A 12,694-nucleotide genomic window follows, 5' to 3' on the forward strand; every position below is an offset into this window, starting at 1 on the left:
TTTGAATGAAAGAAACAAAACAGGGGGCATACAGTCATGAGCCAGAAAAATTACATCGATGTAGACGAAACACCACATATTTCGCGATTGCTGCCACTAAGTATTCAACATTTGTTTGCGATGTTCGGCTCGACTGTACTCGTACCGATCTTGACGGGTTTGGATGTTGCAACCGCCCTCTTGGCGAGCGGGATCGGGACACTTCTGTTCCTGTGGATCACCAAAGGAAAGCTTCCAAACTATCTCGGTTCTTCCTTCGCCTTCATTGGTCCGATTATCGTCGTGAGTCAATCGCATGGCGTAGGGACGGCACTCTTAGGCTGCTTCCTCTCCGGGATTGTGTACATCATCGTCGCCGGGATCGTGAAGAAGGCAGGAGTCAAATGGCTCGATCGGGTACTGCCACCAGTTGTCATCGCATCCGTCATCGTTGTGATCGGTCTGAGCCTAGCTGGCGTAGCAGTAGATATGGCAACGAAAGTCACTGTAGACGGTCAATCGCAGATGTCACTGACTTCGATTGAAATCTCGCTCATTACCGTGGTCATAACAGTTCTTGCAGCGGTCATGCTGCGCGGTTTCCTTGGTCTTATCCCAATCTTGATCGGAATGGTTTCAGGTTATGTATACACACTGCTGCGTCACCCTGATCTGATTCATTTTCAAACAGTGAAAGATGCTCCTTGGGTTGTTGGATTCGGTGAAATGTTTACCTCCCACTTCAAATTCGCAGAGGTGACGAGTGCAATGGCGAATCCAAGCGCATGGATCGCTGCCCTGGTTATCGCACCAGTCGCTTTCGTCACATTGGCAGAGCATCTGGGTCACTTGCTGGTAACGAGTAAAGTCATGGATCGTGATTTGATGAAAGACCCTGGACTGCACCGCAGCTTACTCGGGGACGGTATTGCAACGTCACTCGCTGCGATTATGGGCGGTCCACCTGCAACGACGTACGGTGAAAACATCGGAGTCCTTGCGATTACAAAGGTATACAGCCGCGTCGTCATCGGTTTGGCTGCGGTTCTCGCGATTATGTTCGCCTTCGCAGGTAAGGTCAGTGCCTTCTTGATGACGATCCCAACGCCGGTACTTGGCGGTGTCTCCATCATCCTGTTCGGTATCATCGCGGCACAAGGCTTGCGGATGTACGTCGAGAACAAAGTGAATTTTGCAGACAAGCGCAACATGATTCTCGCAGCGGTCATCCTCGTAACGGGAATCGGCGGATACAAAATCAGTTTTGCAGGTACAGGTATCGCTTTCCTGAACGATCTGACCATCGATAATATCGCACTCTCTACCTTCCTGGGAATCATTCTACACCTGATCCTTCCGGGAAAAGAGTCCGCGATGGGAGAAGCACACCGCGAAGAACAAAATCAATAGCACAAACGTTCCCAATCCTTTAAATCCAGTCCAGAGAGGCTGGCAAGGCAAAGAACGCTGTTTTGGCTGCCCAAAAAAGGCACTCAACCAGCTTCTTGTCTCGCTTGCCTCCAGATGCAAAGCGATGCCAAGAAGCTTTTTCTTTGTGAAAAACGTCTCGACGTTTTCCATAAAACAGGATCCGACCGCTTGCGGTCTGCAAAAGAACGGGATTGACCGTTCCTTTTGAATATTAAAGAACCGGAGGGATTCATGATGAAAAATGTAGCGCATTTGATTGGCCTCAAAGACTTATCGAAAGAACAGATCATCCAGCTCCTCGAGCGAGCAGAGTATTGGGCTGCCAGACCAACTGAGCAGGCGGATATCCTTCGCGGACGGTTTGTCGCGAATCTGTTCTTCGAGGCCAGTACCAGAACCCGCTTCTCTTTTGAGGTAGCACAAAAGCGACTGGGCGCACATGTTTTGAACTTCATTCCGGAAACCTCCTCTACCGTAAAAGGCGAAACGGTCTATGACACGATCCGCACCTTGGAAGCAATGGGAGTGGAAGCAGCCGTTATCCGCACTAAGAAAGAAGGCCTGCTGCAAGAGTTAGCAGAAAGCGTAGACATGAAGCTGATCAACGCGGGAGATGGAACGAATGAGCACCCGACTCAATGCCTGCTCGATCTTTTGACCATGAAAAGGCAGTTTGGCAAGCTCTCTGGTCTCACGGTAGCGATCATTGGAGACCTGCGCCACAGCCGCGTGCTCGGTTCTCACCTGCACGCGCTGCCAAAGCTCGGCGTGAATCTGCTGCTCTCAGGTCCAGCTACGATGATGCCGGCACATATCCCGCAAGGTGTCAAAATCGTGGAAATGGAAGAAGCGGTTCAAACCGCAGATGTGGTCATGATGCTGCGCGTTCAGCTGGAGCGCCATGCGGAATCCCTCTATCTATCGAAGGAAGAGTATCACAAGGCACACGGGCTGACTCTGGAAAGAGCCAAAATGATGAAGTCCAGCGCAGTTATCATGCATCCGGCACCCGTCAATCGTGGGGTTGAGATTCATACCGATTTGGTAGAATGCGAAACGTCCTTGATTCAAACCCAAGTGACCAATGGAGTCGCAGCAAGAATGGCAGTTCTAGAAACTCTTTTGAAAGGGAGCGAAATGACATGGGAATCATCCTTGGCAACGGCAACGTACTAAATCAGGCGGGGGAACTCACCCCGATGGAAATATTGGTGGAAAAGGGAAGAATCACAGCGAAGGGGGAAACGCTCGATCGCGAGGGGCATGAATGGATCGATTGCCACGGCGGCATGATTAGCGCGGGTCTCATCGATGCCCACGTACATCTGCGTGAGCCAGGCTTTGAACATAAAGAAACGATCGAAACAGGAGCAAAAGCAGCGGTACAAGGCGGATTTACAACAGTAGCATGCATGCCGAACACACGACCGTCCATCGACAGTGTCGAGACCGTGACCTACATTTTGGACAAAGCGAGCGAGGCTGGTATGGCGCGCGTGATCCCGTATGGTGCGATTACTGTTCGCCAATTGGGAAAAGAGTTGACGGATTTTGCGGGGTTAAAAGAAGCGGGGATCTTCGCGCTGACAGATGACGGTGTGGGTGTGCAATCCACAGCGATGATGAAAAAGGCCATGCAAAAAGCAGCAGAGCTTGGTATCGCAATCGTTGCTCACTGTGAAGACGAAGACCTGTTGATCCCGGGAGCAGCTTTGCATGACGGGGTGGTAGCAGCTCGCCACGGTCTCCCTGGAATTCCATCTGAGTCAGAGTCCATCCACGTTGGCCGCGATATTTTGCTGGCAGAACAGACTGGTGTGCACTACCACGTATGCCACATCAGCGCGAAAGAGTCGGTACGTCTGGTACGCGACGGGAAACGCGCTGGCGTAAATGTAACGTGTGAAGTCAGTCCGCATCACCTCTTGCTGTGCGACGAGGATATCCCAGACAATCTGGATACGAATTGGAAAATGAACCCGCCACTGCGCTCTCGTGAGGATCGCGCTGCACTGATTGCGGGATTGAAAGACGGCACCATTGATATGATCGCCACAGACCATGCACCACACACTCAAGAGGAAAAAGCAAACGGGATGAACCGTGCACCGTTCGGAATCGTCGGACTGGAGACAGCATTCCCGCTCCTGTACACAAATCTCGTGCAAACTGGAGAGCTGACTTTGAAGAAGCTGGTTGAGCTGTTGACCGTAAAGCCAGCAGAAGCATTCAAACTGCCATACGGACGTCTGGAAGTAGGCGCGCCAGCAGACCTGACTGTGATTGATCTGGAAACCGAAAAAACAATTGACCCAAGCACATTCGCAAGTAAAGGAATCAACACACCATTTGCTGGTTGGGCATGCAAAGGCTGGCCGACCCTGACGCTGGTAGATGGGAAGATCGTATATCAAAACGTGTAAAAACGACTTACAGACAAGACACAAGTTTTTACACGACAATGGAGGAGGAGCATAGATGCGTGCAAGATTGATCTTGGAAGATGGAACAGAATTTATCGGGACTGCATTTGGAGCGACAAAGGAGTCCTACGGTGAAGTGGTTTTCAATACAGGGCTGACTGGCTATCAGGAGGTTTTGTCCGACCCATCCTACTGCGGACAGATCGTCACCATGACATACCCGCTGATCGGAAATTACGGGATCAATCGAGACGATTTTGAAGCTGTTCGTCCATACATTCACGGCTTCGTTGTTCGCGAGCATTGCGAGGCACCGAGCAACTGGCGCAATACGAACACACTCGATGAACTGCTGAAAACATACGACATCCCGGGCATTGCCGGTATCGACACTCGGATGCTGACGAGAAAAATTCGTTACCACGGCACGATGAAGGGCATGATTACAACCAGTGAAGCCCCGTTGGCTGAATTGGTTGCTGCCCTAAACGGCACGACATTGATGACAGACCAAGTATCACGCGTTTCTACGAAAAGCGTCTTCAGCTGCCCAGGTACAGGTCATCGGGTAGTGCTGGTAGACTTTGGCGCCAAGCACGGGATTTTGCGTGAGTTGACCAAACGCAACTGCGACGTAGTCGTTGTGCCTTACAATGTGACAGCAGAAGAGATTCGCCGCATTCAGCCGGACGGGATACTCTTGTCCAATGGCCCTGGGGACCCGAAGGACGTACCGCAAGCCGTAGAAATGATTCGCGAAATCTTGGGTGAATATCCTCTGTTCGGAATTTGCCTCGGTCACCAGCTGTTTGCACTTGCATCTGGCGCTGACACGACGAAAATGAAATTCGGACACCGTGGCGGCAACCATCCGGTAAAAGAGCTGCCAACCGGACGCACATATATCACATCCCAGAACCACAGCTATGCAGTCAAAGAAGACTCATTGGCAGGCACGGAACTGGAAGTTACACATATCGCACTTAATGATGGCACCATCGAAGGCGTACGACATGCAGCGAAGAATGCATTCTCAGTACAGTACCATCCAGAAGCAGCTCCAGGACCGTATGATTCCGGCTACCTGTTCGACCAGTTTCTTGCGATGATGGAAACCGCTAAGGAGGAAAAAACTCATGCCAAAACAAGATAATCTGAAAAAAATCCTCGTAATCGGCTCTGGACCTATCGTCATTGGGCAGGCTGCTGAATTTGACTATGCAGGAACACAAGCATGCGAAGCGTTAAAAGAAGAGGGCATGGAGGTAGTTCTGATCAACTCCAACCCAGCGACCATTATGACTGATACAAACATGGCGGACAAAGTATATATCGAACCAATCACACCTGAATTCGTAGCGCGAGTCATTCGTCAAGAGAAGCCGGATGGACTACTGCCTACACTTGGAGGTCAAACAGGCTTGAACATGGCTGTTGCCCTCTCAGAAGCAGGCGTACTCGAGCAAGAAAATGTAAAGCTGCTCGGAACCAAGCTGGAATCGATCAAGCAAGCAGAAGACCGCGAGCTGTTCCGCTCCCTTATGAATGAACTGGGCGAGCCGGTACCTGAATCTGTCATCGTGAGCACGGTAGAAGAAGCTGTCGATTTTGCAAACGAAATCGGTTATCCCATCATCGTTCGTCCTGCCTACACCTTGGGTGGTACAGGCGGCGGAATTTGTGAAGATGAAGTAACCCTCCGCGAGATCGTCGCAAGCGGATTGAAATACTCCCCGATTACGCAATGCTTGATCGAGAAAAGCATTGCTGGCATGAAAGAAATCGAGTACGAAGTGATGCGCGATGCCAACGACAACTGCATCGTAGTCTGCAACATGGAAAACATCGACCCAGTCGGCGTGCATACAGGTGACTCCATCGTAGTAGCGCCAAGCCAAACACTGGCTGACCGTGAGTATCAAATGCTGCGCACATCTGCACTGAACATCATCCGGGCGCTTGGTATTGAGGGTGGCTGCAACGTACAATACGCACTCGACCCGCACAGCTTCCAGTACTACGTGATCGAAGTGAACCCGCGTGTGAGCCGCTCTTCTGCACTGGCTTCCAAGGCGACAGGCTACCCAATCGCAAAGATGGCAGCCAAAATCGCAATCGGCTACACGTTGGATGAACTGAAAAACCCAGTGACAGGCCAAACATACGCATGCTTCGAGCCAACACTGGACTACATCGTTAGCAAAATCCCACGCTGGCCGTTCGACAAGTTCCAATCCGCCAACCGCAAGCTCGGTACGCAAATGAAGGCGACTGGAGAAGTCATGGCGATCGGTCGGACTTTTGAAGAATCGATCATGAAAGCCATCCGTTCCTTGGAAATCGGCAGCTACCACATCGAGATCAAGGGAGCAGACGAAATCAGCGAGGACGATTTGAAAGCACGACTGGTGCACGCGGATGACGAACGACTCTTCCTGCTGGCAGAAGCACTGCGCCGTGGCTGGACGATCGAACAACTGCACAACCTGACCAAGATCGATCTGTTCTTCCTGCACAAGTTCCATAAAATGATTGCCTTTGAAGCGGAACTGGCAAAGGGCTTGACGAGCGAAAAGCTGTACGAAGCAAAACGCATGGGCTTCACGGACCGCAAAATTGCCGAGCTGTGCGGTGAGACAGAAGAAGCGGTACACGCAATGCGCAAAGAAAAAGGCTTTGTACCTGTATATAAAATGGTAGATACTTGCGCGGCAGAATTCGAAGCGCAAACACCGTACTACTACTCCGCGTATGAAGTAGAAGACGAGCGTATCGAGACTGGTAAGAAGCGCGTGGTCGTGCTGGGCTCCGGACCAATCCGCATCGGTCAAGGAATCGAGTTTGACTATGCGACTGTCCACGCTGTCTGGGCACTGAGAGAAGCGGGCTATGAGGCTGTGATCATCAACAACAACCCGGAGACGGTTTCTACAGACTTCAACACTTCTGATCGCCTGTACTTCGAGCCGCTGTACATCGAAGACGTCCTGAACATTCTCGATGTGGAAAAACCAGAGGGTGTCATCGTACAATTCGGCGGGCAAACCGCGATCAACCTGGCTGACAAGCTGGCTGCACGCGGAATCAAAATCTTGGGTACGAGTCTGGAAAACATCGACGCAGCGGAAAACCGCGAGAAGTTCGAAGCACTGCTGCGCGAATTGGAAATCGCCCAACCACCAGGCAAAACGGTTACGTCAGTCGAACAGGCAGTAGTGGCAGCAGAAGGTCTTGGCTTCCCAGTCCTGGTTCGCCCATCCTACGTACTTGGTGGACGTGCGATGGAAATCGTCTACAACGAATCCGAACTGTTGGAGTACATGGAAAAAGCGGTGAAGGTAAATCCTGATCACCCTGTACTGGTAGACCGTTACATGGTTGGGGTAGAAGCGGAAGTCGATGCGATCTGCGATGGCGAAGACGTTCTGATCCCAGGTATCATGGAGCATATCGAACGCGCAGGGGTGCACTCCGGTGACTCTATCGCTGTATATCCTCCGCAATCCTTGTCCCAAGCAATCAAGGATGAACTGATCGACATGACGACAAAGCTGGCGCGTGCCCTGCAAATCAAAGGCTTGCTCAACATCCAGTTCGTCATCTATAAAGACCGCCCATACGTAATCGAGGTCAATCCGCGTTCATCGCGTACGGTGCCATTCCTCTCCAAAGTAACGGGGATTCCAATGGCGAACATCGCAACGAAAGCGATCCTAGGTCACTCTATCATCGAACAAGGCTTTACACCGGGCTACCATCCAGAGGAGTCAATGGTTTCTGTCAAAGTACCAGTCTTCTCCTTCGCAAAGCTGCGTCGCGTCGATATTACGCTCGGCCCTGAAATGAAATCGACCGGAGAAGTCATGGGACGCGAGAGCACTCTGGCAAAAGCGTTGTACAAAGGCTTGGTCGCAGCGGGCATGAATATCCCGACACAAGGCACCTTGCTCGTGACAGTTGCTGATAAAGACAAGGAAGAAGCGCTAGACATCGTGAAACGCTTCCGCCACCTCGGCTTCAAGCTGATGGCGACCGCAGGCACAGCCGATTATTTGGAGCAAGCGGGACTACAAGTAACACGCGTAAGCAAATTGTCCGAAGGCACGCCAAACCTGTTGGATGTCATCCATACAGGCGAAGCGAACATCGTACTCAATACACTGACAAAAGGCAAAACGCCACAACGCGACGGCTTCCGCATTCGTCGGGAAGCAGTAGAGAACGGCGCTGTATGCTTGACTTCTCTCGATACAGCTTCCGCTCTCCTGCACGTACTGGAGACGATCACATTCTCTACAGAAGCAATGCCAGCCCAGCGTGCTGGTGCCAAAGTGGCAGTAACCATATAAAAAGGGGAGAGCAGCGTGCAACAACAACTTACCGATATTCGCGAACGCATGATTGTTGCGCTCGACTTTTCCACACTGGATGAAGTCAAGAAGTGCATCGAGCCTTTAGCGGGGCATATCCGCTATGTAAAAGTGGGGATGGAGCTCGCTTACGCAGAAGGGCCAGCGATCGTTTCCTTTCTGAAGGAAAAAGGGCTTAAAGTGTTCCTCGACTTGAAGGTTCACGATATTCCCAATACAGCAAAAGGCGCGATGAGAAGCCTAGCGCGGCTGGGAGCAGACATGGTAAACGTTCATGCGGCAGGCGGCGTAGCCATGATGGCGGCAGCGAGAGAAGGTTTGGAGCAAGGGACAGCGGCAGGTGCTGCTCGTCCCCTCCTGATCGGTGTGACGATGCTGACATCCACTGGTTTGCAAACGATGAATCAAGAATTGGCGATTCCGGGTGCGGTAGAAGATGTTGTGGTGCACTATGCACAAATGACCAAGCAAGCTGGTTTGGATGGGGTCGTTGCTTCTCCACTAGAAGTACCGATGATCAAAAAAGCTGCTGGAGACTCATTTGTAACAGTCACGCCAGGAATTCGTCCGCTGGGAGCAGATCAAGGCGATCAGACGCGTATCACGACGCCGGAACAGGCATTCCGCTTGGGCAGTGATTACCTCGTGATCGGACGCGCCATTACGGGTGCAAAAGATCCGGTAGGGGTTTGGCAAAGTATCGTCGCAGCAGTGGAAAAAGATCGTTCGTAAAGTAGCCAGCTGGAGGGAATAAGTGAAATGACGACAATGACAACTGCTAAACAAATTGCAGCGAATCTTCTCGAAATCGGGGCAGTTCATCTGCGACCGGAGCAACCTTTTACATGGACGTCCGGGATCAAATCCCCAATCTACTGCGACAACCGGATCACGATGTCCTATCCGCATGTGCGTCGTGCCATTGCGAGAGCATTTGCCGATTTGATCAAGGAGCAGTACCCAGATGCGCAAGTCGTTGCTGGAACAGCGACTGCTGGTATTCCACATGCTGCATGGGTAGCAGAGGTGCTTGATCTGCCTATGATTTACGTACGGGACAAGGCAAAAGGCCACGGTCGCCAAAACCAGATTGAGGGCGCATTGGCGGCTGGTCAAAAGGTAGTCGTGATTGAAGACCTGATTTCCACTGGAGGCAGCTCCTTGAAAGCAGCCCAAGCGGTGCAGGCTGAGGGTGGAGAGGTACTAGGGGTCGTAGCCATTTTTAGCTACCAATTCCCGGATGCCCAAGCTTTGTTTGAGGAAGCGGGTGTTCCTTGCTCCACCATATCGAATTACACAGCACTTTTGGAAGTAGCATCAGAGCAAGGGGTTATTACAAGCGAACAGGAAAAAGTATTGGGTGAATGGCGGAAATCCCCGCGTACTTTTTTTGAATAATAAGTGATACATGATGAAGAGTAGGGCGGCGGTTAAACCGTCCTACTCTTTTTTGTTTCGTCGTGGATCACAATCTGGACCCCTTCGGATCGATAGAACTGGAGGATATCGTCGCCAGTCATTTCGAAATGACCGAAATCCTCTGGAAAAAGAATACCGGGCGTAACCGTTGGGTTTTCGTTTTGCAGAATGATTTGTTGTGCAAAAATGGCAGCTCCCAAAGCGGTCAGATGAGTCTGCCCTTTCGGATCAGTAATGTCGACTTGGCGTTTCACGTTCATGCCATGCTGATTGCGCCCATTTATTTGGATGACAACATGATGAGGAGAGCCTGCGCCTGGATTGTACAGTATTTTTTGACGTGTGCTCTTGCTGAGCAGGTTCCATATCCGGCTTTTTACCAATGAAACGAGGGCAAAAGTAGACAGTTTATGGTCAAAGGCGATGCGAAAATCAGCGGTAGTTACGTTTTGGGCTTTCACGAGCGTCATGTGATCCGGTGTGTCAAGACGATAGCATTTCGTAGTGTATCCATTGGGAAAGGTCACGGGTACCGGATCAGACATGGGTGTAACTTCTTTTACGCCAGTGGGTGTGGTCACAGTAAAAGGGATCGTCATGCGATCCATATAGTCGGTGGAATCTGGACCTGCTTTGTCTTGAAGGGAATAAAGGGCGTGAAGATGTATCTGGACATCTTGCATGGAAGCTGCATGTATGCTTGCGAGAAGCGCTACAGTTCCCCCCATCCACCCTGAGGCGAGAATGACTGGAGAGCCAATGTTCTCATTCTTCAAGCGTTCGATCGATCGTGTAAATCGTTCTGTCCAACGAGTGACGTCAATCAGAGGAATCTGTCGGCGAACTGCAGCAAGTAGCAGTGTGTCATCAGGATCATTTACTGCACTAATAATCAAGGTCAAATCATCTGGAGCATGGGCGAGAGGATCGGATTTGGAGATATCCAGGAGGAAAGGCTTTAGCCTAGTGGACGCAAATGGCAAAGTCTTTCCCGCAGACCTTCCTCCCAGCAATAATTCGAGAGTAGGGTGGCGATCGTGCAGAATCTTGGCAATTTGGCTCCCGACCGTTCCGTAGCCGCCGACAATTAGAACTTTGGTGAGATTCATGTAGATTTCCCCTTTGATTAAACGTTTATTCGTTTAAGTTCATTAACGGATAGCTGTGAAAAACAGGGACACACTGTCCCTTTTCGTGACGGTTCAAATTCAGTTGCACTCTTCTTCGACGAAAGTCACCAATTGCTTGAAAAGTCGGATCGCTTCTGTAATTTCAAGCCGATAAAACATCTCTGTTCCCTTCTTTTGAACGTTTACTAGGCCCGCTTGTTTTAATATTTTCAAGTGATGAGACACCGTAGGTCTAGACATGGGAATATGCTCGGCGATTTGTGTTACGTTCATGCTTTCCTTGTCGATGAGAAGAGCTACGATTTGCTGCCGAATCGGATCACCCAAGCCTTGGAAGTATGGACTTAACTCCATAAATATTTGAATCGCTTTTTCATTGCAGGTTGGATTCGTCATTGCACACTCCGTTAATAAACTTAATCATTTAAACCAAAGTATATGAGTTCTTCCTTATTTTTGCAAGTCATAAAAACGTTGATAGATCAGCAATAAAAGAAGAGGAAGCGAGAATCGCCAGATGCAATAGGAAAGAAAAGTAGGGAATAGTAAGGGAGGTTACAAAAAAAGTAAAGGTAGGTGCTTGTGTATGAATAAAGGAACGGGGAGCCTGGGCTCTCTTATGAAAACAGGGAAGGTTAAGAAAATCATCGGTGCAGCTTTTTTGTCTGCCACACTCATGTTTTCCCTTCCTCATACAGGACTGGCTGTGGGCAAAGGTGCTCATGGGCCAGATATTTATGTGATTCAGGGAATGTTGAAATCATTAGGTAGTTACTCGGGTCAAATCAATGGATACTATGATGATGTTACCGTACGTGGTGTGAAGCATTTTCAGAAAAAACACGGGTTGCCTGTTACAGGAAATGTAGATAATCGTACGTTCCAAAACATTGTTTATTCTTATGATAGTATCAAATCTGGCAAACGCGGCCAAGGAGACGGCAAAGGTCACGGTGGCGGAGCGGGCCAAGGAGGCGGCAAAGGTCACGGTGGCGGAGCGGGCCAAGGAGGCGGTAAAGGTCACGGTGGCGGAGCAGGCCATGAAGGCGGTAAAGGTCACGGTGGCGGAGCGAGCCAAGGAGGCGGTAAAGGTCACGGCGGCGGAGCAGGCCAAGGCGGAGGCATGGGCGGCGGAGCAGGTCAAGGTGGAGGCATGGGCGGCGGAGCAGGTCAAGGTGGAGGTATGGGCGGCGGAGCAGGTCAAGGCGGAGGTATGGGCGGCGGAGCAGGTCAAGGTGGAGGTATGGGCGGCGGAGCAGGTCAAGGTGGAGGCATGGGCGGCGGAGCAGGTCAAGGTGGAGGTATGGGCGGCGGAGCAGGCCAAGGCAAAGGCTACGGCGGTGGAACTGGCCAAGGTAAAGGCTATGGCGGCGGAACAGGCGAAGGTCAAGGCCAAGGTAAAGGCTACGGCGGCGGAACAGGCGAAGGCAAAGGAAAAGGCTACGGCGGTGGAACTGGCCAAGGTCAAGGTCAAGGTAAAGGCTATGGCGGCGGAACAGGTGAAGGCAAAGGAAAAGGTTACGGCGGCGGAACAGGTGAAGGCCAAGGTAAAGGCCAAGGTAAAGGCAACGGTGGCGGAACAGGTGAGGGCCAAGGTAAAGGCCAAGGTAAAGGCAACGGTAACGGCGGTGGAACCAGCAACGGCGGTGGAAAAGGCAACGGTGGTGGAAAAGGCAACGGTGGTGGTAACGGCAACGGTGGCGGCAATGGCAATGGCAATGGAGGTGGAACCGGAACCGGCAACGGTAACGGCAACGGTAAGAACAATGAGAACAATGAGGACAACAAAGGTACTGGAAAAGACTAATTGCACACGGGAGATAAAAACGCTTCTTCTCTTTTTAGGGACGAAGCGTTTTTCATGTAAAAGAGCTAACTTTAGTTAGTGTTAGAAGGAATTTGGCTAATGATATCATTATTCATGATTGCTATTTAATCAGCC

General features: G+C 50.9%; 10 protein-coding genes. 8 read left to right on the forward strand and 2 right to left on the reverse strand.

The window, feature by feature from the left end; genetic code table 11:
• Positions 1 to 36: 36 nt before the first annotated feature.
• From HP399_RS11950 to pyrE, 7 genes are all read left to right on the forward strand, one after another.
• Positions 37 to 1,389 carry a solute carrier family 23 protein gene (locus HP399_RS11950; RefSeq protein ID WP_173617262.1) on the forward strand — a complete coding sequence of 451 codons (1,353 nt, stop codon included), beginning with the start codon at positions 37 to 39 and terminating at the stop codon, positions 1,387 to 1,389.
• A gap of 255 nt (positions 1,390 to 1,644) precedes the next feature.
• The gene (locus HP399_RS11955) at positions 1,645 to 2,586 is read left to right on the forward strand and encodes an aspartate carbamoyltransferase catalytic subunit (protein WP_173617509.1); all 942 of its coding nucleotides are present in this window, start codon (positions 1,645 to 1,647) and stop codon (positions 2,584 to 2,586) included.
• Positions 2,553 to 3,833: a dihydroorotase gene (locus HP399_RS11960; protein ID WP_173617263.1), complete on the forward strand. Its 1,281-nt coding sequence runs from the start codon at positions 2,553 to 2,555 to the stop codon at positions 3,831 to 3,833. The genes HP399_RS11955 and HP399_RS11960 overlap by 34 nt, the downstream gene beginning before the upstream one ends.
• A gap of 55 nt (positions 3,834 to 3,888) precedes the next feature.
• Positions 3,889 to 4,986: a carbamoyl phosphate synthase small subunit gene (locus HP399_RS11965; protein WP_142061874.1), complete on the forward strand. Its 1,098-nt coding sequence runs from the start codon at positions 3,889 to 3,891 to the stop codon at positions 4,984 to 4,986.
• Positions 4,970 to 8,182: a carbamoyl-phosphate synthase large subunit gene (gene carB / locus HP399_RS11970; protein ID WP_173617264.1), complete on the forward strand. Its 3,213-nt coding sequence runs from the start codon at positions 4,970 to 4,972 to the stop codon at positions 8,180 to 8,182. The genes HP399_RS11965 and carB overlap by 17 nt, the downstream gene beginning before the upstream one ends.
• A gap of 15 nt (positions 8,183 to 8,197) precedes the next feature.
• The gene (gene pyrF / locus HP399_RS11975; RefSeq protein ID WP_304502542.1) at positions 8,198 to 8,935 is read left to right on the forward strand and encodes an orotidine-5'-phosphate decarboxylase; all 738 of its coding nucleotides are present in this window, start codon (positions 8,198 to 8,200) and stop codon (positions 8,933 to 8,935) included.
• A gap of 27 nt (positions 8,936 to 8,962) precedes the next feature.
• Positions 8,963 to 9,601 carry an orotate phosphoribosyltransferase gene (gene pyrE, locus HP399_RS11980; RefSeq protein WP_173617265.1) on the forward strand — a complete coding sequence of 213 codons (639 nt, stop codon included), beginning with the start codon at positions 8,963 to 8,965 and terminating at the stop codon, positions 9,599 to 9,601.
• A 32-nt stretch (positions 9,602 to 9,633) separates the two neighbouring features.
• Here the strand turns inward: pyrE and HP399_RS11985 are convergent, their stop codons facing one another.
• Positions 9,634 to 10,731, reverse strand: a complete 1,098-nt coding sequence (locus tag HP399_RS11985; RefSeq protein ID WP_173617266.1) for a saccharopine dehydrogenase — start codon at positions 10,729 to 10,731, stop codon at positions 9,634 to 9,636.
• A 99-nt stretch (positions 10,732 to 10,830) separates the two neighbouring features.
• Positions 10,831 to 11,148 (reverse strand): ArsR/SmtB family transcription factor, encoded by a 318-nt coding sequence (locus HP399_RS11990; protein WP_007728447.1) that lies wholly within the window; start codon positions 11,146 to 11,148, stop codon positions 10,831 to 10,833.
• 190 nt (positions 11,149 to 11,338) lie between these two features.
• Between HP399_RS11990 and HP399_RS11995 the strand changes: the two genes are divergently transcribed.
• Entirely contained in the window at positions 11,339 to 12,559 is a 1,221-nt protein-coding gene (locus tag HP399_RS11995) for a peptidoglycan-binding domain-containing protein (protein WP_173617267.1), read from the forward strand.
• Positions 12,560 to 12,694 lie beyond the last annotated feature (135 nt).

The organism is Brevibacillus sp. DP1.3A (assembly GCF_013284245.2).
In the GTDB taxonomy this organism is placed as follows: domain Bacteria; phylum Bacillota; class Bacilli; order Brevibacillales; family Brevibacillaceae; genus Brevibacillus.

What these genes read in the sequence shown, in the direction of transcription:
- HP399_RS11950 (WP_173617262.1), top strand. Translation starts at nt 37, where the DNA reads ATGAGCCAGAAAAATTACATCGATGTAGACGAAACACCACATATTTCG.
- HP399_RS11955 (WP_173617509.1), top strand. Translation starts at nt 1,645, where the DNA reads ATGAAAAATGTAGCGCATTTGATTGGCCTCAAAGACTTATCGAAAGAA.
- HP399_RS11960 (WP_173617263.1), top strand. Translation starts at nt 2,553, where the DNA reads ATGGGAATCATCCTTGGCAACGGCAACGTACTAAATCAGGCGGGGGAA.
- HP399_RS11965 (WP_142061874.1), top strand. Translation starts at nt 3,889, where the DNA reads ATGCGTGCAAGATTGATCTTGGAAGATGGAACAGAATTTATCGGGACT.
- carB (WP_173617264.1), top strand. Translation starts at nt 4,970, where the DNA reads ATGCCAAAACAAGATAATCTGAAAAAAATCCTCGTAATCGGCTCTGGA.
- pyrE (WP_173617265.1), top strand. Translation starts at nt 8,963, where the DNA reads ATGACGACAATGACAACTGCTAAACAAATTGCAGCGAATCTTCTCGAA.
- HP399_RS11985 (WP_173617266.1), bottom strand. Translation starts at nt 10,731, where the DNA reads ATGAATCTCACCAAAGTTCTAATTGTCGGCGGCTACGGAACGGTCGGG.
- HP399_RS11990 (WP_007728447.1), bottom strand. Translation starts at nt 11,148, where the DNA reads ATGACGAATCCAACCTGCAATGAAAAAGCGATTCAAATATTTATGGAG.
- HP399_RS11995 (WP_173617267.1), top strand. Translation starts at nt 11,339, where the DNA reads ATGAATAAAGGAACGGGGAGCCTGGGCTCTCTTATGAAAACAGGGAAG.